We start from the raw sequence: 19,396 nt of genomic DNA, 5'->3' as shown, positions 1-19,396 counted from the left end.
GGTGAATGACCTTGGGAGCGGGTACCTTCCCAGGGTTGGCCGGGACAATATCAAACAAGGCCGGCCCGGGCGGCCCGGGCATCGACGATCAGGCCAGCGACGGCGGGAACCTCGGCGACTGGGCCGGCGAGGGCGGGAACCTCGGCGACAGTTGATCTTGCTGGTAAACGACGGCGGGAAAATCTCCCCAGGGCCGGGGAGCCGGCTGGTTGACCGCACGGGTCAGCCGGTGACCGTGCCGATCACTGTCCGGATCACCAGGGGGTGTCAGGTCGGGCCTGACCCCCGCATCCCTGGGGAGAGAGTGTCCCTCCCCCGTGGAGGGTGTCTGACTGTCGCCGGTCGCGGTGACAGACGTTGACAGAGCCGGTGACCTGCGCGGTGAGCCCACGGTCAACGGCGCCCGGAATCCGGCGGCAGGCACGGCCGGGGAAGCCCTCACGGAAGGCCCAGGGAAGCCCGCACGGAAGCCATTCGGGACTTTCGAGACACGCCTACGCGCGCGGGCGCGAGGAGCCGTGGCCTGCGGTGTGAACGTCCTCGTGATTGCGCCAGGAGATGAGCTGGCTGGTCGAGTGACAGACGTGCCGGGCGTTGGACCTGTTCCCACTCCCGCCGCCGGCCGTCACCGTCACCGTGCTCGAACACTTCTTCTGCCGCCAGGTGTTGTCGGTGTACCACTCGTACAAGCAGTTGTAGACGTTAGCCGTGTTGTTGGTGCACGTTCCCTTGCCGTAGGTTCCATGACCCGAGACGTCAGGCGTCGTGTAGTGCGGATTGTCAGCTCCGTTGCCCGGTGTGCAGCCAATGAGCAGGGCACGGCCTGCTACTCGGTCGGCGTCCACCCCCCCCGCATCGACAGAACGTTGCCCTTCTCGTCGAGGTACGTGCCTTCCGCGCCGGGGGGCGCCAGTCCTGGTCGAGCCGCAGTGGGCGACGGATCCGATGCCGGTGGAGAGGCTACGGCGCTCGCTCCAGTCGACAGCAAGGCGACGGCCAGGGCGATGGCGAAGCTCCCTCCACGCATACTCCTGATCAAGGTCATTCCTCCCGTTGCGGCGCACGCGCCGTGACCGGCGCATGCATCAATGGCGCGACGATCACCGAATTTAACGAGATGAATTCCTTCAGTCAATGAATCCCAAGTGTTTCATGATAGATGCCAGCCGATATTTGCGCCACAAGTTGATTGGCGCATATCGGTCGTCAGTGATCGCTGCCCGGCCGCGATTCGCGCTGACGGTGACAGAGCCAGCAGCCTGGACAGGGCATGCCACCCGCGCCCCGCGGTTCCTCGAGAGCGGGGCCGCCGTGGCGGCCGACGTACCCAGGGAGCGCGAGCAGCTCCCCGCACGCGCGCGCGTTTTGCGGTTTGACCGGTCACACCGGAGGCCGCGGTGACGCCCCGGCGCGGTCGCGCGCGCGTTTTAGGGGTCTGAACGTCGACGTCATCGACGAGGTCGACGACGGCAACAATCCCTACAGGCAGGCCGACGTCTACTGCTTGGTCAACTAGCGGGGGGTCTATCATTGAGACGATGGCACTTCAGCCCACTGACGATCTCTCTGCTGCGGCGTGGCTGTATGCGACCGATGTCGACCCGACACGGTTGATCACGTTCGGGCCGGCCTCGTTCCCCGCGTACGCACGCCTTCGCTACCTGCCCGATCCGGGCCGTCCGAATATGCGCGAGTCGGACGTGCGGCTGCCATCCCGCCGAACCACCGAGATCGACATGGCCCGAACAGCGTTGGAAGCCCTCGCCGACTACAGCTCCTCCACGCGCGACTGCTATGTCTGCGTGTGGGAGGGCGGCGCGACGTTCCGGAATCCTGCTCTGACTGGTGGACACATGGTGGACCTTCAGCACCGGCGATACGTCCTGTTCACCGGCACCCTGGGCGACTTGATGGGGTGGAGCGACCTGTTCGACTCCGAGGTCCACTCAGCGCCGGCATTCGTCTGGCCGGCGGATCATGCGTGGTGTTTCGCCAGCGACGTCGACCCTCATTGGGCCGGCATAGGAGCCGACTGTGGGGTTGTCGACCGCCTCGTCGCGGACAGGAACCTCGACGTCGTGCATGCGGACCCGGAAGAGCGGCAGCCGACGTATTACTAATTCAGGTCGGTCCGTCGGTCAGGGCCTCTGCAGGATAGAGGTTTGACCGTTTCACGCTATTCCGAGGAAATGTAGCGGTCGGCGGGGGTTGCGGCTGTTGCGGCGTAGGACTTTGCTCCTCGCCTGGTGCGCCGGCTGCGGCGCCGTGAACAAGGCGGCCCGTGCGGGCCGGCGCTTGAGGACTAACGTTCGGGAAAGTCACGCTAACCTCAGTCTTTCATTTGGGCGGCCGTTCATGGCTGCTATTCGATGAAGTCGGTTCGGGGTTCGGGCGTCAGCTTGGTTGGCATGCTGACGGCCCGGCGCGGGGCCGGGTTCCTCCGTGTTGCTGGTCGGGGCGTGGGGTGTGGGGTCAGCCGGCGGGTCTCGGTAGTCCGGCGAGGCGGTGGAACGCGCTGGTCAGCAACGCGGCGCCGTCTTCGAGGCGCACCATGGTGCGCGAAGATTCGGCGCCGGTTGCTGGTTGTGGTCCGGCTGTGTTCGGGCGGATGGTGGTGGGGTTCGTCGTGGTCGACCCCGAATGCTCTGTGGTGCTGATGAGCCTGTAGGTCAGCATGGTGGCGGAGGGCTTCCACGGGAACCGTGGATTGGTGCCAGTGAGCCCGTGCGTCAGACTTTCGAATCTCCCTGCCCTCCCCGCGACGGACGCTGTGGTCCGCGTGTGAGGAGGCTGGTCATGGAAGTCGTTCACGCCCGCTGTGCAGGGATGGACATCTCGAAGAAGGACGCCAAGGTGTGCGTCCGGATCGCTGGGGCTGGTCGTCGTAAGACGACTGAGACGGTCACGACCTGGGGGTCGATGACCAGCCAGATCCTCACGTTGCGTGAGCACCTGGTCGATCAGCAGGTGACGTGCGTGGTGATGGAGGCGACCAGCGACTACTGGAAGCCGTTCTACTACCTGCTCGAAGACGCCGGCTTCGAAGTCATGCTGGTCAACGCCCGGCATGTGAAGACGCTGCCAGGACGCAAGACCGATGTAGCGGACGCGACCTGGCTTGCCCAACTCGGTGCGCACGGCCTGGTGAGGGGCTCGTTCGTGCCGCCCGAGCCGATCCGCCAGTTGCGGGACCTGACCCGGACACGTGCGGCGATCACGAGGGAACGTGGCCGAGAGGTCCAGCGGCTGGAGAAACTGCTGGAGGACGCCGGGATCAAGCTGTCCGCGGTCGCGTCCGACATCCTCGGGGTGTCCGGGCGGGCGATGTTGGAGGCGTTGATCGGTGGTGACAGGGACCCGGCCGCGCTCGCGGATCTGGCCCGGCGTCGGCTCCGGTCAAAGATCCCGCAGCTGACCGAAGCGTTGAACGGCCGCTTCACCGAGCACCACGCGTTCCTCGCCCGTGTGCACCTGGACCTGATCGACCGGCATACGGCAGCGATCAACATGCTCACCGAGCGGATCGAGGTGATGATGGAGCCCTAATGAGTTCTGGGAGTGAGCCATCCGGCAAACTCCTGGTGGGTAGGTAGCCGCCGGCAGGCGAGCACTCGTGGTGCCTGGACGTGGAGTCCTGATGAAAGAGCGTGCCGCTGTCGGTCGGTGTGGAGAGTTGATCGCTGATGGGATGTCGTGCCCGCCCGGTCGCGGCGTGAGCACTGCTTCATTAGGTCGCTGATGGTTCTCCTCCTGGCTACCGAAGGTGATCGGCTCGGAAGGTGGGAGACGTGTTGCTGTTCGTGGGAGATGACTGGGCGGAGGACCACCACGACGTCGAGGTGATGGACGCGTCCGGTCGCCGGCTGGCCAAGGCCCGACTGCCGGAAGGCATGGCGGGCATGACGAGGCTGCACGCGATGATCGGTCAGGCGCTCGGTGACGACATCGATGCCGAGGACGTGTCCGGGCGGGTGAGGATCGGTATCGAAACCGATCGGGGTCCGTGGGTACAAGCGCTGGTCGCCGCCGGATACACGGTGTATCCGGTGAATCCGTTGCAGGCGGCCCGTTACCGGGAGCGCCTGGCGGTGTCCGGGGCCAAGAGCGACGCGGCGGACGCGCACATGCTGGCGGACATGGTGCGTACCGACTCGCACCAACTGCGCCCGATGGCCGGTGACAGCGCTGATGCGGAGGCGGTCAAGGTCGTCTCGCGGATGCACAAGACGCTGATCTGGGAACGTACCCGCGCCGGCCAGCGGCTGCGGCATGCGCTGCGGGAGTACTTCCCGGCCGCCCTCGCCGCGTTCGAGGACCTCGACGCCGCCGACACCCTGGAACTCCTGGCGAAGGCGCCGGACCCGGCCAGCGCCGCCCGGTTGAGCCTGGCGCAGATCAGCGCGGCCCTCAAACGGGCCCGCCGGCGTGACATTCCGGCCAAGGCGGCCGCGATCCAGACCACGCTGCGCGCCGAGCACCTCGGCCAGCCCGCCGTGGTCACCGCCGCCTACGCGGCCTCGGTCCGCGCGCTGATCGCGCTGCTGTCCACCCTCAACGAGCAGGTCAAGGTCCTGCAGGGGCAGGTGGAGGCCCATTTTGGCCGGCACCCGGACGCTGAGATCATCCTGTCCCAGCCCGGACTGGGCACGGTTCTCGGTGCCCGGGTGCTCGCTGAGTTCGGTGACGACCACGCCCGCTACGTCTCGGCGAAGGCCCGCAAGAACTACGCCGCGACCAGCCCGATCACCCGCGCGTCCGGGAAGAAGAGGACCGTCGCGGCCCGGTTCGTGCACAACGACCGGCTCATCGACGCGCTGATGACCCAGGCGTTCTCCGCGTTGAAGGCCTCCCCGGGCGCCCGCGCCTACTACGACCGGCAACGCGCCCGCGGCGCCAGCTACAACGCCGCGCTGCGCCAGCTCGCCAACCGACTCGTCGGCATCCTGCACGGATGCCTCAAAACCGGCACCCCGTACGACGAGGCAACCGCCTGGTCGCATCACCTCAACGAGGCTGCTGCTTGACATTCAAGCTCCTGGGATGTCTTTCAGGGCTTCCGTGACCTGATCCGCTCCATCCCTGGCATCGGTGTCCTCACCGCCGACGTGATCATCGCCGAGACCGGCGCCGACATGACCCGCTTCCCGACCGCCAAGCACCTGGCCTCGTGGGCCGGCACGACACCAGGCAACAACGAATCGGCGGGCAAGGTGAAGTCCAGCCGAACCCGCCCCGGCAACCCCTACCTCCAGGGAGCGCTAGGAGCCGCGGCCATGGCGTGCGCCCAGAACCCCCGGACCTATCTCGGCGCCCGGTACCGGCGTATCGCCTCACGTCGCGGACCGCAGAAGGCCAACGTAGCCATCCAACACTCCATGCTCATCGCGATCTGGCACATGGGCACCACCGGCGCCTTCTACGACGACCCCGGCGCTGACTACTTCACCCGCCTGCACCCGGACCGATCCAAGAAGCGAGCCATCCATCAACTCGAAGCCATGGGGTACCACGTCACCCTGGAAAACGCATCATGAAACTACGCAACCACCTCTGACGCGAAGGGGAATCTTCGCGTCAGATCCTTTGTGATCTTGCGCGCCCGAAGGGACTCCAACCCCTAACCTTCTGACTCAGACTCCGCTCTCGCCCTGTCCGGCCGTGTCGGCTGGCGGCAAACCGATTATCGATGCTCTCCGGGGCCAGCAGGCCCCCGTCCAGCGGCTACCAGGGCAACGAGGGCGACCAGGGAGCCGGCGATCATGTATACCGCGACCGGCCACGAACTGTTCGCCCAGGCGTACAGCCCGGCCGCCACGAATGGTGCGGGACCGCTGGTCAACACGGCGTTCAGCTGGTACGACAGGGCAATGCCGGAGTAGCGTACCGGAGCGTCGAACAACTCGGCGAGAAAGCTCGTTAGGACGCTGAAGGTCACTGCCGTGCCGACTGCCAGCACCAACAACAGCGCCAGGCCAATCAGCACGGGTTCGCCTGTTTCGAACAGCCAGAAGAACGGGAACGCGATGAGTGCCATGTAAACCGCGCCAGCCTTGAGCACCCGGATCCGGCCCAGCCGGTCGGACAAGGCGCCGAGCAGCGGGATCAGCGGTACCGCCACCAGCGCCGCGACCACCGTACCGGCCAGGATCATCTGCGGCGACATGCCGAGTTGCTTCGGTCCATAGGACAGGGTGAACAGGGTGGCGATGTAGAACGGGATGGTTGCCGCCGTCAGCGCGCCCATCCCGATCAACAGGGCCCTCTTGTGGTGCCGCAGGATGACGGCGATCGGGACGCCGGCCCGCTGCCCCGACTTGCGGATCTTGTGGAACTCCGGCGTCTCCAGTACCCGCAGCCGGACATAGAGTCCGACCAGCAGCAACACTGTGCTAGCCAGGAACGGGATGCGCCAGCCCCAGCTCAGAAGCGAATTCCCGGTCAGGTGAACCACCGACAGATAGGCCGCACTGGCCAGCGCTAGGCCTGCGTTCACCCCCTGTGTTGGCCACGAGCCGTAGTAGCCGCGACGCTTGGCGGGCGCGGGTTCGACAGCTATGAGGATGGCGCCACCCAGTTCGCCGCCGGCCGACAGCCCTTGCACCAACCGAGCGATCAGCAGCAGGGCTGGTGCCCAGATCCCGATCGCACTGTAGGTGGGCAACAGGCCGATGACACTCGTGCCGACGGCCATTATCAGCAGCGTGAGGATGAGCGTCGCCTTTCGCCCGATCCGGTCCCCGATATGCCCGAACAGCACGCCGCCTAGCGGTCGGGCGATGAAGGCCACGGCGAAGGCTGCGAAGGAAGCGAGGGTGCCCGCCGTCGGATCGAGTCGGGGAAAAAACAGACGGTCAAACACGGTCGCCGTGACCAGCCCGAACAGGAAGAAGTCATACCATTCAATAGCGGTCCCGACGAAGCTTGCCGCGGTCGCCCGCCGTAGTTGCGCGGCGGTCGACGCGGACCCGCTGCGCGCGGCGGTCGACTCAGCGGGCATGCCCGAATTGTCGCATGTTAGGTAGCTTGCCATATCGCTTTTGTGGAAGGTCCCACACGTCGCGCAACCTGGCGGCGAGGCCCAGGACCCCGGCGCTGTTCCGCCGCCGACGCCGCCGAGTTCGTCCGCGCCAGCCTCGGCAACCTGCCCCGCCCGTACCGCCGGACGAGTTGGCGGTGTCGTAGAGGTTACGTGCAACCTGGGGTGGAGGCGTTAGTCGACGCGGGTAGTGATCGCCCTGCAACTCGCTCAGTACGGTCGCGTCTACCCCGACCTGGCCCGCCACGCCGACCGCGCCATGGAATGGACCCAGGCCGCGATCGGCGCGTTCGGCCCCCAGAATGTGCGCAGTACCGTGCTCAACACAGTCGGGCTGTGCAGTGCGCTTGCGCTGGCCGGCGAATCAGACCGGCCATCACCGTCGGCTCCACCGTGATCCGCCAGGGCAGCGGTTGACGTCGCGAGAACCTGCGTCGGCCAGCCACCTTCGGACAGCCGGTGTCAGGTCGGGTGCTCGTCGTGTCCTGGTCGAGATCACCGTGGCGTCGGCAGCGCAGAGCTGCGGCAGAGCGTGAATGGTGCTTGGGCGTCGGCGTCGCTGATGTTGCCCCGGACGCCGGCCATGATGACCAGGTCGGCGGGCACCGCCTGCCGGTATGAGGCGAGGTCAACGGCGTCGGTCGGCGCAACGGTCACCGTGTCGAGGCCCTCGACGATTGCTCGGGTCCAGGCCGCAGCGACGTTGCGCGCTTCATACTCGACCAGCGTGGCGCTGACTTCCCTGGCGTCCGAGCGCGACGCCGGCACGGCCAGAATGTCGTGACCTTGGCCTGCGCACATGCTGACCACGGACACCGGTTCGCCAGATCGCTCATCGAGCCACGCGGCGATGTGCTGCTGGACCAGCCTCAGTCGGCGTGCCAGGGGCGCGCCGGGACCGCGGTACTTGTCAAGGCCGGTGAGACCAGTGGGTGTTACGCCGCTTGGGGTAGTGGTTGATCGGTTGCTGGTTCGGGCGGGTTGATCCAGACGGCGTCGGGCAGTTGCAGCGCTTTCGGTCTGGGCCGGCGGGAGAAGCGTTCGGGGTGGGCGGTCCAGGCGGTGTCGAGGGCCTGCTCGCGTTGCTTTTGTTGGGTCGCGGCGTGGCCGTAGTGGATGTCGGCGGGGGTGTGCAGCCCGATCCCGGCGTGGTGGTTGAGTCGGCCTGGAGCGCGGTGCTGGTGTTGCCACCAGCCCGTCTCTCCAGGCCGCTCGCCGAACCCGCCGTGCGCCTCTCAACGCAACGGGCTCTCCACAAGTCACGTGGTCGTGTGGTCTGTCCTCATCCGCCCGCCGGCCAGGGGGTTGGGATGGCTGTTCCCCGGTAGCGGTAGCGCGTGGTGCGTACCTTCGCCGGATCGAACAGTTCCCGTTCCTGGCCGTGTGGCCACCACCGTCCGTCGCAGTAGCGGCGGCGGAGGTCCTTCCAGTTGGTCTTGGGGTGCTTGCGGCGCAGCCATCCGATAACCCGTGCCCAGGTGTAGTGGCTCAGGTAGTGGAAGGCGGCGTGCGAGACCCCGGGCCGGAAGTATGCGCACCAGCCCCGCAGTTGCCGGTTGAGTTGCAGCAGCAGGGCGTCGAGCGGCTGGTTGATGTCCAGTTCCCGGCACCACGTGCGCACCTTGTCCATTGCGGCCTTGACGGCCTTACGCGAGGGATAGGTGTAGATGTAATGCCGGTCGGTTCCTCGCTTGCGGTGGCGCTGGATGTGCCATCCGAGGAAGACGAGGCCGTCGTCGATGTGGGTGATCAGTGTCTTCTCCTCCGACAGGCGTAAGCCCATCGGTGCCAGCACCTCGGCGACGTCGCCGCGTATCTGCTCGGCGTGTTCCCGGGTGCCGGAGACCAGCACGAGGAAGTCGTCCGCATACCTCACCAGCCGGTAGTTGGCCTTCCCGTGCCGTCGTCGCTTGGCCCGCTCCACGCGGGGTGAGCTGGGGCCGCCGGGGATCTGGGCGAAGTGCTCGTCCAGGACCGACAAGGCCACGTTGCTCAGCAACGGCGAAAGGATCGATCCCTGCGGGGTGCCGGTGTCGGTGGCTCGCAGTTGGCCGTCCTCACTGAGGATGCCCGCCTTGAGGAACGCCTTGACCAGGGCCAGGACGCGCTTGTCCGCGATCCGTGCACGCACCCGACCCATCAGGGCCGTGTGGTCGATCTCGTCGAAGCACGCCGTGATGTCGCCCTCCACGATCCACTCGTAGCTCTTGGATGTGAGCAGGCGAGTCTCGGCGATCGCGTCATGGGCCCGGCGCATCGGGCGGAACCCGTAGGAACACGGGTGGAAGTCCGCCTCGAAGATCGGCTCCAGCACCAGCTTCAGGGACGCTTGGACCGTCCGGTCGGCCACGGACGCGATCCCCAGACGGCGGAGCTTGCCGTTCGCCTTGGGAATCATGCGCTCGCGCACCGGGATCGGACGGAAACTGCGGTCCTTGACCTGCGACCGTAGTTCGTCGAGGAAGTCCTCGACGCCTCGCACGTTCTCGACGTAGAAGACGGTGCGACCGTCCACGCCGGGCGTGCGCGCCCCCTTGTTGCCACGCACCCGCATCCACGCGGTCAGCAAGAACGCGGGGTCAGCAACGAGATTGAAAAGGTCATCAAACCCGCGATGAGGGTCTTCACGTGCCCAACGGTGCAGCTTGGCCTGGATCTCCAGTACCCGGCGCTCCGCCCGGTAGGCGGCGGCCTCCAGATCGTCGGTGTTCACCAACGTCCTCCCGGCATTCCAGCATCCTCACTGCCGACTTGCTGGCCCCCTTCGCCATGTGACCGGCTTTCCCAGCCTCGGACTACTACGGGGCCTCCGCCCCGCCCCACGGCCACCAGTCGGCGACAGACCTGCCCCCGAGACGGACTGGATGCCCGCACCAGGGGCGACCAGGGACGGTTCCCACGTTCACCACATGACCGATCGATCAGCACGGTGCCCAGCTCTATCCCGGCAGCATCGCCGCGGCTACGCCGCAGTCCTTCACCGCGGCCTCCGGACCGGCCGACGCATCCGGCCTCGGAGACGTCCCCTCGAACACCCAGGGGTACGAGCGCTGCAAACCGGCCCAGATCCACCAGGTTCGAGCCGGCACAACCATTACGGGACTTCAGCCGCTGGTTCACTCGCATTACACCCTCTGATCTCGCTTGCCGAACCCGGCCCGTCTGGCAGTTCCGAACCGTTCCGGCGTTGTCGGGGCCGCTTCCCGCCCTCCCCGGTGTCCCCCGGCTCAGGCTGCCCCCAGCTTCTACCGAGCCGCTGCGACGGCCCGGCGACGGTGGTCTTTCACCTCCGTACGGTCATATGGCGCCTCGTGGCGCACGTGTTCGTGGTTGTACCAGCCGAAGAACGTGTCGCAGAACGCGCGGGCGTCGGCCAGTGACCCGAAGCGTTCGGGGAACGTGGGGTGGTACTTCACGGTCTTGAACGCGGCTTCGGAGAATGGGTTGTCGTTGCTCACGCGCGGGCGGGAGTGCGATCGGGTGACGTGGAGGTCGGCCAGCAGCGCCGCGACGCGTTTGGAGGTCATCGAGGTGCCGCGGTCGGCGTGCACGACCTGTGGGACGCCGTGCATGGCGATGACCTCGGTGATGAAGTCGTGGGCGATCTCGGCGCTTTCTCTGGCGGCGACGTGGTGCCCGACGATGTACCGCGACCAGATGTCGATCATGACGTAGGCGTCGTAGTAGACGCCCTTGGTCGGGCCGGGCAGTTTGGTGATGTCCCAGGTGAACACCTGCCCCGGCCCGGTGGCGGTCAGCTCCGGGCGGGCCCGGGTGGGGTGTCGGGCCTGGCGGCGCCGGTCGACGACCTGATTGTTGGTGCGCAGGATGCGGTAGAGGGTGGAGATCGAGGCCAGGTAGACGCCTTCGTCGAGCAGCGTCGCGAATGCCTCGGTCGGGGTGGTGTCGACGAACCGGTCGCTGTCGAGCACGGACAGGATCCGGGCGCGTTCGGCGTCGGACAGTCGGTTCGCCGGCACCGGCCGAGGTGTGGGTGCGTACGTCACCGGGGTGCGGGAGCGTCGGTGCGCGGTGCTGCGGGCGATCCCGGTCAGCCGGGCCGCTGCACGCGTCGACGTCCGCGCGGCCAGCAACGCCGTGTGGGCATCGGTCAGGGCTTGGTCGGCGTGGTGTCGGTGTCCGCGCTCTCGGAGATCTCGGCCAAGAGCGCGTGTGCTGATCCGAAAATGGACGGTGAGTGGGCAGGCGGCAGCGTCCCGGCGGAGCCGGGACGGGTTCCTGATCTGGGGCGGATGCTCCTCTGGATGTCAAGCTGCGAGTTCAAGATCGTTTGATGTGATGATCTGGTAGAGCTCGCGGGCGACGTAGCGCTTCAGGCATCGAATGATCTCTTTCTTGGCAGTCCTTCTTTGGTGCGTCGCTCTGCGTAGGCGCGGGTGCGGGGATCCCAGCGCAGGCGGCAGAGCACGACGCGGTAGAGGGCGGCGTTGGCCTGCCGGTCGCCACCGCGGTTGAGGCGGTGCCGGGTGGTCCTGCCGGACGAGGCGGGGATCGGGGCGACGCCGCAGAGCATGGCGAACGCCGGCTCGGAGGTGAGCCGGTCGTGGTTCTCGCCGGCGCTGACCAGCAGTTGGCCGGCGGTGTCGGCGCCGACGCCGTTGGCCCCTCGGCCTCGCCCGCCACGTAGCCGGCCGGCTTCGGCGCCTGGTTCCCACGCCGACGTGGGAGGATGACCGCGCGGCTGGTGTGAAGCGCCAGCGGAGCAGCCAGCCGCACGGCCCCGGACGACGGCGCGAGCGGGCCCCGTGGGGCCACGCAGCCGCACTCCAACCTCAGTGAATCATCTACAAGCGGATCCGTGAGCAGCGACAGTCGAAGAGGACAAGACATGCCGAGCAGTAAAAAGCGTAAACGTCGGGACGGCTCAGTCGTGAAGTTCCGGGGAGCCGCGAGTATGACGACGAGCGTGCCACCACAGAGACGGTCTCATGAGGTGGACGAAGATGACGACTATTTCGTGGTGAGCTCCGGCGGGGCCGCGCACACTCGGTCTGCTCGACCGGCGGTCAGCATTGGCCCTGACACCCGCCGGACCCACCTCGAGAACACGGTGGTGCGCTTGACGAATCAAGCCAGAGCTAAGGCTGGCGTGCCCCCACTGAAAATCAATGAACTGCTTCGCCAGGCGGCGCGCAGCCACAGCACCGACATGGCGCGGCGCGGCTTCTTCTCCCACAACGACCCAGATGGCGTTACGCCCTTCGACCGGATGCGGTCCCACGGGTACGCCCAGCCCGCCGCAGAAAATATTGCCAAGGGTCAGCGGCAGCCGCACGAGGTGATTCATTCCTGGCTGAACAGCCCTGGACATCGCGCTAATCTACTGAATCCTGAATTCTCCGTTATTGGCGTCGGCTTGCACCTCGACGGCGGCCCCTGGTGGACACAAAACTTCGGCTACCCGGCCCAGGCGTAATTTTCAGCCCCGAGCCAACGGTAACGCTGGTCAACTGGTCGTCGGCACTACAGATCGGGAAAGACATCCCACGAGCTTGAATGTCAAGCAGCGGCCTCGTTGAGGTGATCAGACCAGGCGGTCATCTCGTCGTAGAGCGCGCGGCCGGCGCGGCCACACGCCGGTCGTGCCGGTGTCGGGCAAGGGCTCCGGTCGGGTCTCGATCCGGGGTTTGACCTGCTACAAGCCCGGCCGACGTCCTCGGTTGATCTACCGCACCGTCACCCACCGCGGCCGCAAGGGTGAGCGGCGCAGTTTCGCCGAGGCCGACTACATCGCCCTGCTCGATGCCGCGCACCAGCAACTCGGCGGCCCGATCGTGTTGGTCTGGGACAATCTGAACACCCACATCAGCGCAGCGACGCGCCAGATGATCGCCGGCCGGGACTGGCTGACCGTGATCCGGTTGCCCGCCTACGCCCCGGACCTCAACCCCACCGAGGGCGTCGCAGCCGGGCGCCCAATCGTGCGGAACTCAGCAGCGTGCCGGGAGCGGCGCCGGGGAACAGCCACCGGTTGGGTGCGGTGCGGCCGGTGGCCGCGTGTCCGACACGGCGGTCGACGGTTTCGGTGACGAGGCGGTCCAGCGGTGGTGGGAGCCGGACGGGACTGCTGCCCAGGTGGAGGTGGATGCCGTCGCCGTTGGCGTCGACGCAGTCGACGGTCAGCGCGGTGATGCGGTTGAGGGGTTGGGCGTAGAGGAGCACGACCCGGTCGACGATGTGCAGGTCCTGGTTGTGCAGCAGGCGGCGGACGAGTTGCCAGCGTTGGTCGGTCAGCGGGAGATCTCGGCGGGCCACCCGGCGTGAACCGGGGGGCGAAAGCATCGGGCTGAATACCGCTGTCGGCTGCGGTGGCGGCCGTCGTTGCAGGCGCCCGGTCGGAAGGCCGGGATACGGGCGAGCGGTCAGCCCTACCAGGGCGGTCACTCAGGACAGGATTCTCGGGTCGGGCACGAGACGCGGGGGCGACACCGTCCACTCGACGTCGGGCAGCCGCAGCCCGGTCTCCTCCTCCAGCTCCCGCACCGCGGCGGCGGGCAGCTCGCCCGGGTCGATCCCGCCGCCCGGCAGCGCCCAGCCGTGGCCGTCTTCGCGTTCGACCAACACGATCCACCGGCTGCCGTCCGGGCCGGTCGCGGTGACCAGCGCGTCGGCGGCCCGGCCCTCACCCCAGTGGCCCAGCTCGCCCCGCCCGTACCGGATGCCGGTCGGTGCACCCGGGTTGACCGGCCGCCCGTCGACGACCTGGAACGGGATCGCGGCGTCCGCGAGCCGCGCCCTCCAGTCGATCCGGGTGGGGTCGAGTGCTACCTGCCCGAGCGGGCCGCGGTGGACTCGGCCAGGTTGCGGCACCTGGGTGCGCGGCGGGCTCGGCTGGTCACCGAGGCGACCGCAAGTGTCCAGCAGATCACCGACCTGCTGGCTGCTGCTGGCCGGCGGTCCTCGCCGCCGCGGCCAAGCCCCTGGACTCCACGACGTGGCTGGCCTGCCTGCGGGTGGTCGTCGACGCCGGCGGTGACCTGCCCGGCCTGGCCCGTGGTGGGCTGGACGCGTTCACCGCCGCCGCCCGCGCCCAGCTGCCCCGTCTGGGCGCCACGCGGCTGTACTACGCCATCGTGCGTGGGTTCTTCGCCGCGTTGGCCGATCCGGCCGGGGCGGCCACGCAGCGACCCGGCGCGTTGGAACGCGTCGGGTTCCTGTTCGACGACTGGGAGCACACCGCCAGCAGGCTGGCCGAGGTCGAAGCGCGCATGGTCGGCGTGCTGGACGCAATAGGCCTGACCGCCCTGGTCACCTCGATTCCCTGACCGTCCGCGGTCGGCGCGGCGATCATCCTGGCCGAAACAGGGGACCTGACCCGATTCGCCTCGGCGCGCAGCGTGGTCAAACACGCCGGGCTCAGCCCGGCCGAGCACACCTCGGCCACCCTGCGCGGGCAGACCACCATCAGCCGCCGGGGCCGGCCAGCCCTACGACTGGCCGCCTGGCGGACGGTGTGGGGCGCCCTGCCGCACAACCCGGTCCTGGCCGCCCGGTTCGCCCACCTGACCCGCCGCGACCGCGACCGGCTCACCCCCGCCGCCGCCCGCGCCGCGTGCGCGGCCAGCCTGCCGCGCTGGCTGTACGCGGTCGTCACCCGACGCGAGGCGTTCAATCCCGACATCGCCGCCGACCGCACCCGTCGTGAGGTCCTCGCCCCGGCGGCCTGACCAGCACACCTGCATAACTACACAGACCCCCTCCCCGGCGGGGCGAGCCCGACATGACGTAGAGCCACCAAGCTCGTAACTGACCAAGGGCCGCCCCGCCCCGCCGCGCCCCGCCCAAGCTCGGTTACACGCTGTCGGGCCCCCGCACCAGCTGGGGACGAACCCGTTTGATGATCTACGTAGAGACGCGGGACGCGCGGCGGAGCCCCCACCACCCAGCAGTGGTCACCCCAACGTCGGCACAGCTGACCGGCGTCACGCCGGCCGGCTCGACCCGCAATGCCGACCAGCGTGAAACACCCAAGCCCAACCAAGCCGACAACGCCAAACCCCTGGTCAACCACCCTCACCAGCCGAGCTTGACAACCGCTGCTTACGTTGGTCAGCCCAGTCGGAGGGTGGCCGTGTACATCGGAAACGTGTCGTCCTCGTCGAGGTCGCAGAGCGTCCAGCCGGTGCCCTCGGCCAGTCCGCCCAGCTCCTGCGGGGAGAGCAAGAGCAAGTCGAACCAGTCGCTGCTGACATCCTCGAAGCGGGCCCGCATCCGGTACTGACCAAACATCCGGCCGGCGGCGACGTTGCCTTCGCCGTACCGCTGGTGGGCGGCGTGGGTGAGGCGGTACGGGTTTATTCCGGTTCCGATTATCCGGGCGCCGGACCGTGCCAGCCGGGTCAGCGAGGAGAGGATGTGACGACCCGCGGCGCGGCTGCCCAACAGACCGAGGTTGCCGCCCAGCAACAGGAAGGTGTCAAAGGTGCCCAGATCGGCGGGGAGCGCGCCCAGATCGGCGAGTTCGACATCAACGCCGAGGGAATGGGCCACGGCGACCATACCGGGCGAGTTGTCGACGCCGCGGACGTCGAGTCCCCGCCGCATCAGCGCCCGCGCATGCCGCCCGGCTCCGCAACCTAGGTCGAGGACCATCCCGGTAGCCGCCAGCGGGGCACGCCGCTCGACCTCGGACCAGGTGGTGTCCTCAGACAGGTAGACCGCGGCGTCGTTGACGGTCAGCATCCCGTCGTCGCGCTCGAGCACCGCATGGGCGATCCCGGCAGAGGACCCTGCGCGGTGACACGCCTGGACCGCCGCCCCGATGGCGTCACCGCCGGCGGGCGCGACCGTCGTTGTCGTCGTTGTCATGGCGACCTCTCTCAATCCGGAGTGGAGGTGCCAGGGCGCGCTCAGTCGCGCCCTGGCACCAGCGGGCCGCCATGATGGTCAGTGCCCGCACCTCGGCTCGGTTGTCGGACCGGACTCGGATGAGCCGGACTTAGCCGTCGATGAGGTCCTCGACCGAGGCGCTCACCTCGTTGGTCACGTAGTACTTGGCGATCTCCTCGGCGCGCCTGTCACCGGAAAAGATCTCGTCGAGTTCGGCGTCCGAGGGCGTACCAGTCGTCTTGATCATGGATCTTCCTTTCGTAGCGGCGGCCGCCGTCCGATTCCGGGGCCAACTGTTATGTGATTACTGCGTGGTGCCGTTTTTGGTAGAACCCGTGGCGGCTGGTTCCCGGCACCAGCCGGGTGACCAGTGCCGGAGGCGTCACCTGTGCGACAGGTGCGCGCCGTGAGCGCCATCGTCGGACCGAAGGGAAGTGCCGTCGCCATACCGGAAGAAGAGGTAGTACGGCTTGGCCGCCGCGATCACGCTGTCGACGGCGCCGAGACCGCGGTCCAGGGCCGCCAGAGGCAAGTCCTCGCGCGTGGTCTCCCAGCATGTGGCCACCATGTCGAGCACAAGATCGTCGTTGATCGCTGCGATGCTGAGACCGTCCCGCTGTGCGGTGATCCTGTCGTTGATCTCCCAGGCCCGGTCGTTGATGTCTCCGGCGTTCGCCCAGGCGGGCTGCGTCCGAGCCCAGGCCAGCGCCGCCTCGTCCGGCAGCACTCCCGGGCCCCAGCGATAGCTACGCACCAGGAACCTGACGAGCTGTTCCCGGACGGACAGCCGGGACCTCTCCCCCGCGGTAGTCCACTCCTTGAGGAACGGCAGCTTGGCGGCACCCCCGGGCCATCGATAGAAGCCCCGGTGCGCACCGTGCCGCAGCGCGGTCTCCGTGGTGTCGCCGGCCGGCTCGGCTCCTCGATCGCCGCACTGTGCACGACATTCTGCCTCGATCCTCTCCAGCACGAGCTCTTCGTAGCGGCGGGGATAGTCCTCCCCCATAAGCTGCATGACTCGCAACCGGTTGATATCGGCCGTACGCGCGCCCGGGTCGCCCGCCGCACGGCCGGCCGCGGCGATCTCCCAGACGTGCAGGTAACTCGTCCGTGCGCAGCGCTCCGGCAGCACCGGAGCGGTGGTGTCACGCTCCGGCATCCCGGTCATAACCTTGATCAGGGCCCAGGCGTCGTCCCGCTTGGGATCCTGGCGGTGGCTTCTGCAGAACCGCATGAGCTCCTCCGCCCGCGCCGCCGGCATCCCTATCGAGGTGGCGAGCGACGGAAGCAGGCCGTAGGACCGATCCGAGAAGTGCCGCCGAGACAACGCACTGACCAGATCGTCGCACTCCGCTTGATCGCACACGCCGTCCCCGACCGCCAGTGCGAGCGTAGCCCTCATCGCCACGAGCGTCTCGGATAGCGGCCGGAAGTCCTCCTCAGCCGGGCTGTGCAGGAGGCAGACTTCGTCGTCGGCCTCCAGCTCACCGTCCCGGTATGCGGCGAATATCCCACCGATCCCGACCATCCCGAAGGGATGCAGCTCCACGGCGCGCAGGGCGCCCATGCTCGACGCGCCGAAGACACGAACGCCGCGGTCGAGCAGTAGCAGAATCTCCTTGTGCCGGACAGCACCGACCTGGTGAAAATAGCCGTCGATAATGCCTACGACGTCGCCGGCGCGCAGGTCGCTCCGGAGCAGATCGCCGGCGACGACCGGCGGCAGCACTTTTATACCGGTGTCGCGCAACAGATCGGCCGCGCCGGGCAGGGTAGGCCCGACATGAAGAATACGTTGCACTCTTTCCTCGTCTCTCAACGTTTCCGAGACAGTTCAGTGAAGTGCCTTGTATCGCATTCCAGGGCACACCGCCAGCACCACGGGGACACCCATGTCGTCGCGGGTGAGATTCACGTAGACAGGCGGGGCGCCAGTCGAATTCAGGATTCGACTGGTGAGCTCGCGCACCTCTTCGGCGGTGTCAGAAATGCGCACAGATTCCACGGCGGTGAAATCTAGCCGGTCACTCTCGTATGACGGTCGCGCCGCCGGCGGCGTGCCTGTCGATCGGTAAGGCTTCTTGCCAAGGTCGTCGCGCGATCCGGCTATGGCGGTCGTCCGCGATTGAGCCGCCTCCGTCAGTGCCCGGGAAAGCGCGACCGCGGCGTCGAGATGCGAACCGATCCCACGAAACGATACGGGGAGGGCATCGTCCCAGATAATCGCGTCGAAGGTCGGCACGGCAACCTGACTCGGCAGCCGGCGCACGCTGACGTTCACACCCGCGACGCCGAACAGCTCCAGCGTGGTGCGGACAGACGGCGCATCGACCGTGGACAGGTCCAGCTTCTGTGGCCGCGACCCGTCGCCGCCGAACGCCGCCCGGACGATCGCGTCGCGCTCGATCACTTCGTACATGCCGTGCAGCAGCGCTTCGTCGAGCGTGTTCCCGCTGGCCAGGCCGTTGCTGCTCGGGTAGAACAGGGGTGGCTCCCAGGTCCGGGAAACCCGTCCGTCCAGGACGAGTAGTTGCGCCGGCACATGGGTGGGAGTCCCGGTGTCCACGCTCTGGGCCGGCAGCCAGGTCACGCGGCAGTCGTCGTGCAGGAAGTGCCGCTCGGCGAGGGTCAGCTCCTCCGGGTCATAACCGAGCCCCGGACGCATTTCCCCGACAGTGGCCTCCGTGGACGGCAACGCGGGGCGCTCCGCATGCCATACCTCAATGCCTTCCATGACTGCGGAGATTCGCGCGAGCAATGGAGTGACGCCTTTTCCCTGAGAAACCGACAGCGACCAGCTGTTGGGCCGTATAGCCTGATAGACTGAAATGCCGATGGTATCCAGCCAGGTTACGTCGGCAATCCTGGTGATGCCCACTCTGGGTAACACCGGCTTAATCCATTCCCAGGTCTCCTCGGGCGCCCGAGTCCGATGAGTTCCCTCTACTATGACCTTTTTTGTTCGCGCAGCCGGGACAAGCAAGTGGCCTCTCCCCCCACGTCAATGCAAGAACGAAAAGGACCCTTACGGCCGATGTTCAAAGACTATTGGCTGCGATGCGAATCCGTCAAGGGGTGTTGCTACGTAACGAACGTGCGACCAGGGATCAAAAAGTTGATCAATGTCGGCGGGATGGTCTTGGGACAATGCCACGTAGCCTAATTTGATCATGTTGTTGTGCTGGTCGTTTGTGCCCGGACGGGCTTCCGGCGGGTGTGGTGCGGCGGGCGGGTCAGCGTGTCCGGGCTGTGGTGTTGACGCCGGCTGGCTGGGCGGGTCTGGCCGGGTGTTTCTGGTAGTCCTTTCTGGCTGGTGGCGGCGGGCGGGTCCGCCGGTGGTGGGGGTTTGAGGCCCCAGAACCGGATGGTCGCTGGGCCGTCGTGGCGGATGCTGGCCGGTTCGTGGTGTTTCTTGACGCGGTAGCTGTTGTGGCGGGCTCGTTTGACCGCCCGGGGGCAGCTGCGGTGCCGGCGGGGCGGTAGCGGCTTGCGGCCCAGCTCGGCGAGTGC

15 protein-coding genes and 7 pseudogenes are annotated in these 19,396 nt (G+C 67.5%); 11 read left to right on the top strand and 11 right to left on the bottom strand.

What is annotated here, in order from left to right; all coding sequences use genetic code 11:
- Positions 1 to 5 precede the first annotated feature (5 nt).
- The 5 genes and pseudogenes from GA0074694_RS31800 to GA0074694_RS19790 all read left to right on the top strand — a co-directional run.
- Positions 6 to 155: a hypothetical protein gene (locus tag GA0074694_RS31800; protein ID WP_176738018.1), complete on the top strand. Its 150-nt coding sequence runs from the start codon at positions 6 to 8 to the stop codon at positions 153 to 155.
- A 1,383-nt stretch (positions 156 to 1,538) separates the two neighbouring features.
- A complete protein-coding gene (locus GA0074694_RS32300; RefSeq protein ID WP_218105736.1) occupies positions 1,539 to 2,120 on the top strand; it encodes a hypothetical protein in 582 nt (193 codons plus the stop codon).
- Positions 2,121 to 2,796: 676 nt separating this feature from the next.
- Positions 2,797 to 3,543, top strand: a pseudogene (locus GA0074694_RS19800) (IS110 family RNA-guided transposase); the annotation flags it as partial.
- 248 nt (positions 3,544 to 3,791) lie between these two features.
- Complete coding sequence (locus GA0074694_RS19795; protein WP_091458445.1) at positions 3,792 to 5,024, top strand: IS110 family RNA-guided transposase; 1,233 nt, start codon at positions 3,792 to 3,794, stop codon at positions 5,022 to 5,024.
- Positions 5,025 to 5,063: 39 nt separating this feature from the next.
- Positions 5,064 to 5,534 (top strand): annotated as a pseudogene (locus tag GA0074694_RS19790) (transposase); the annotation flags it as partial.
- A 146-nt stretch (positions 5,535 to 5,680) separates the two neighbouring features.
- Here GA0074694_RS19790 and GA0074694_RS19785 read toward each other — a convergent pair.
- A complete protein-coding gene (locus GA0074694_RS19785) occupies positions 5,681 to 6,997 on the bottom strand; it encodes an MFS transporter (RefSeq protein ID WP_091460568.1) in 1,317 nt (438 codons plus the stop codon).
- A 244-nt stretch (positions 6,998 to 7,241) separates the two neighbouring features.
- Between GA0074694_RS19785 and GA0074694_RS31010 the strand changes: the two are divergent.
- Positions 7,242 to 7,447 (top strand): annotated as a pseudogene (locus GA0074694_RS31010) (hypothetical protein); the annotation flags it as partial.
- 84 nt (positions 7,448 to 7,531) lie between these two features.
- On the opposite strand, the gene GA0074694_RS19780 reads toward GA0074694_RS31010, so the two are convergent.
- The 3 genes and pseudogenes from GA0074694_RS19780 to GA0074694_RS19765 form a co-directional block, all read right to left on the bottom strand.
- A complete protein-coding gene (locus tag GA0074694_RS19780; protein WP_176738017.1) occupies positions 7,532 to 7,852 on the bottom strand; it encodes a methyltransferase type 12 in 321 nt (106 codons plus the stop codon).
- A gap of 466 nt (positions 7,853 to 8,318) precedes the next feature.
- Positions 8,319 to 9,749 (bottom strand): group II intron reverse transcriptase/maturase, encoded by a 1,431-nt coding sequence (gene ltrA, locus GA0074694_RS19775; RefSeq protein ID WP_091460565.1) that lies wholly within the window; start codon positions 9,747 to 9,749, stop codon positions 8,319 to 8,321.
- A 598-nt stretch (positions 9,750 to 10,347) separates the two neighbouring features.
- Positions 10,348 to 11,214 (bottom strand): annotated as a pseudogene (locus tag GA0074694_RS19765) (transposase); the annotation flags it as partial.
- Between GA0074694_RS19765 and GA0074694_RS31795 the strand changes: the two are divergent.
- Positions 11,137 to 11,331 (top strand): hypothetical protein, encoded by a 195-nt coding sequence (locus tag GA0074694_RS31795; protein WP_176737952.1) that lies wholly within the window; start codon positions 11,137 to 11,139, stop codon positions 11,329 to 11,331. The pseudogene GA0074694_RS19765 and the gene GA0074694_RS31795 sit on opposite strands and share 78 nt — an antisense overlap.
- Here the strand turns inward: GA0074694_RS31795 and GA0074694_RS19760 are convergent.
- A pseudogene (locus GA0074694_RS19760) lies at positions 11,305 to 11,639 on the bottom strand (transposase); the annotation flags it as partial. The gene GA0074694_RS31795 and the pseudogene GA0074694_RS19760 overlap by 27 nt on opposite strands.
- 351 nt (positions 11,640 to 11,990) lie before the next feature.
- On the opposite strand from GA0074694_RS19760, the gene GA0074694_RS19755 reads away from it, so the two are divergent.
- Together GA0074694_RS19755 and GA0074694_RS33040 are read left to right on the top strand one after the other, a co-directional pair.
- On the top strand, positions 11,991 to 12,473 hold the full coding sequence (locus GA0074694_RS19755) for a CAP domain-containing protein (RefSeq protein ID WP_218105735.1): 483 nt from the start codon (positions 11,991 to 11,993) through the stop codon (positions 12,471 to 12,473).
- Between the two features lie 166 nt (positions 12,474 to 12,639).
- Positions 12,640 to 12,900 (top strand): annotated as a pseudogene (locus GA0074694_RS33040) (transposase domain-containing protein); the annotation flags it as partial.
- A 40-nt stretch (positions 12,901 to 12,940) separates the two neighbouring features.
- On the opposite strand, the gene GA0074694_RS33035 reads toward GA0074694_RS33040, so the two are convergent.
- The gene (locus tag GA0074694_RS33035; protein ID WP_176737951.1) at positions 12,941 to 13,312 is read right to left on the bottom strand and encodes a hypothetical protein; all 372 of its coding nucleotides are present in this window, start codon (positions 13,310 to 13,312) and stop codon (positions 12,941 to 12,943) included.
- 141 nt (positions 13,313 to 13,453) lie between these two features.
- Positions 13,454 to 13,819 (bottom strand): annotated as a pseudogene (locus GA0074694_RS19740) (NUDIX domain-containing protein); the annotation flags it as partial.
- Between the two features lie 191 nt (positions 13,820 to 14,010).
- On the opposite strand from GA0074694_RS19740, the gene GA0074694_RS19735 reads away from it, so the two are divergent.
- Both GA0074694_RS19735 and GA0074694_RS19730 read left to right on the top strand, forming a co-directional pair.
- Entirely contained in the window at positions 14,011 to 14,322 is a 312-nt protein-coding gene (locus GA0074694_RS19735) for a hypothetical protein (protein WP_091460551.1), read from the top strand.
- 21 nt (positions 14,323 to 14,343) lie between these two features.
- A complete protein-coding gene (locus GA0074694_RS19730) occupies positions 14,344 to 14,724 on the top strand; it encodes a transposase (RefSeq protein ID WP_091460548.1) in 381 nt (126 codons plus the stop codon).
- A 382-nt stretch (positions 14,725 to 15,106) separates the two neighbouring features.
- Here GA0074694_RS19730 and GA0074694_RS19725 read toward each other — a convergent pair whose 3' ends face one another.
- From GA0074694_RS19725 to GA0074694_RS19715, 4 genes are all read right to left on the bottom strand, one after another.
- Entirely contained in the window at positions 15,107 to 15,760 is a 654-nt protein-coding gene (locus GA0074694_RS19725) for a class I SAM-dependent methyltransferase (protein WP_176738015.1), read from the bottom strand.
- Between the two features lie 235 nt (positions 15,761 to 15,995).
- The gene (locus tag GA0074694_RS31785) at positions 15,996 to 16,133 is read right to left on the bottom strand and encodes a hypothetical protein (RefSeq protein ID WP_168215350.1); all 138 of its coding nucleotides are present in this window, start codon (positions 16,131 to 16,133) and stop codon (positions 15,996 to 15,998) included.
- Positions 16,134 to 16,268: 135 nt separating this feature from the next.
- Positions 16,269 to 17,687 carry a TfuA-like protein gene (locus tag GA0074694_RS19720; RefSeq protein WP_176738014.1) on the bottom strand — a complete coding sequence of 473 codons (1,419 nt, stop codon included), beginning with the start codon at positions 17,685 to 17,687 and terminating at the stop codon, positions 16,269 to 16,271.
- A 33-nt stretch (positions 17,688 to 17,720) separates the two neighbouring features.
- A complete protein-coding gene (locus tag GA0074694_RS19715; RefSeq protein WP_091460541.1) occupies positions 17,721 to 18,869 on the bottom strand; it encodes a YcaO-like family protein in 1,149 nt (382 codons plus the stop codon).
- Positions 18,870 to 19,396 lie beyond the last annotated feature (527 nt).

The sequence above is a fragment of the Micromonospora inyonensis genome, from assembly GCF_900091415.1.
Lineage (GTDB): Bacteria > Actinomycetota > Actinomycetes > Mycobacteriales > Micromonosporaceae > Micromonospora > Micromonospora inyonensis.
Note: the sequence above shows the minus strand (reverse complement) of the source record. Positions and strands in the feature narration are given on the sequence as shown.

Bases quoted from the DNA above. Each gene is read 5' to 3' on its own strand.
- GA0074694_RS31800 (WP_176738018.1), top strand. From the start codon at position 6: ATGACCTTGGGAGCGGGTACCTTCCCAGGGTTGGCCGGGACAATATCA.
- GA0074694_RS32300 (WP_218105736.1), top strand. From the start codon at position 1,539: ATGGCACTTCAGCCCACTGACGATCTCTCTGCTGCGGCGTGGCTGTAT.
- GA0074694_RS19785 (WP_091460568.1), bottom strand. From the start codon at position 6,997: ATGCCCGCTGAGTCGACCGCCGCGCGCAGCGGGTCCGCGTCGACCGCC.
- GA0074694_RS31785 (WP_168215350.1), bottom strand. From the start codon at position 16,133: ATGATCAAGACGACTGGTACGCCCTCGGACGCCGAACTCGACGAGATC.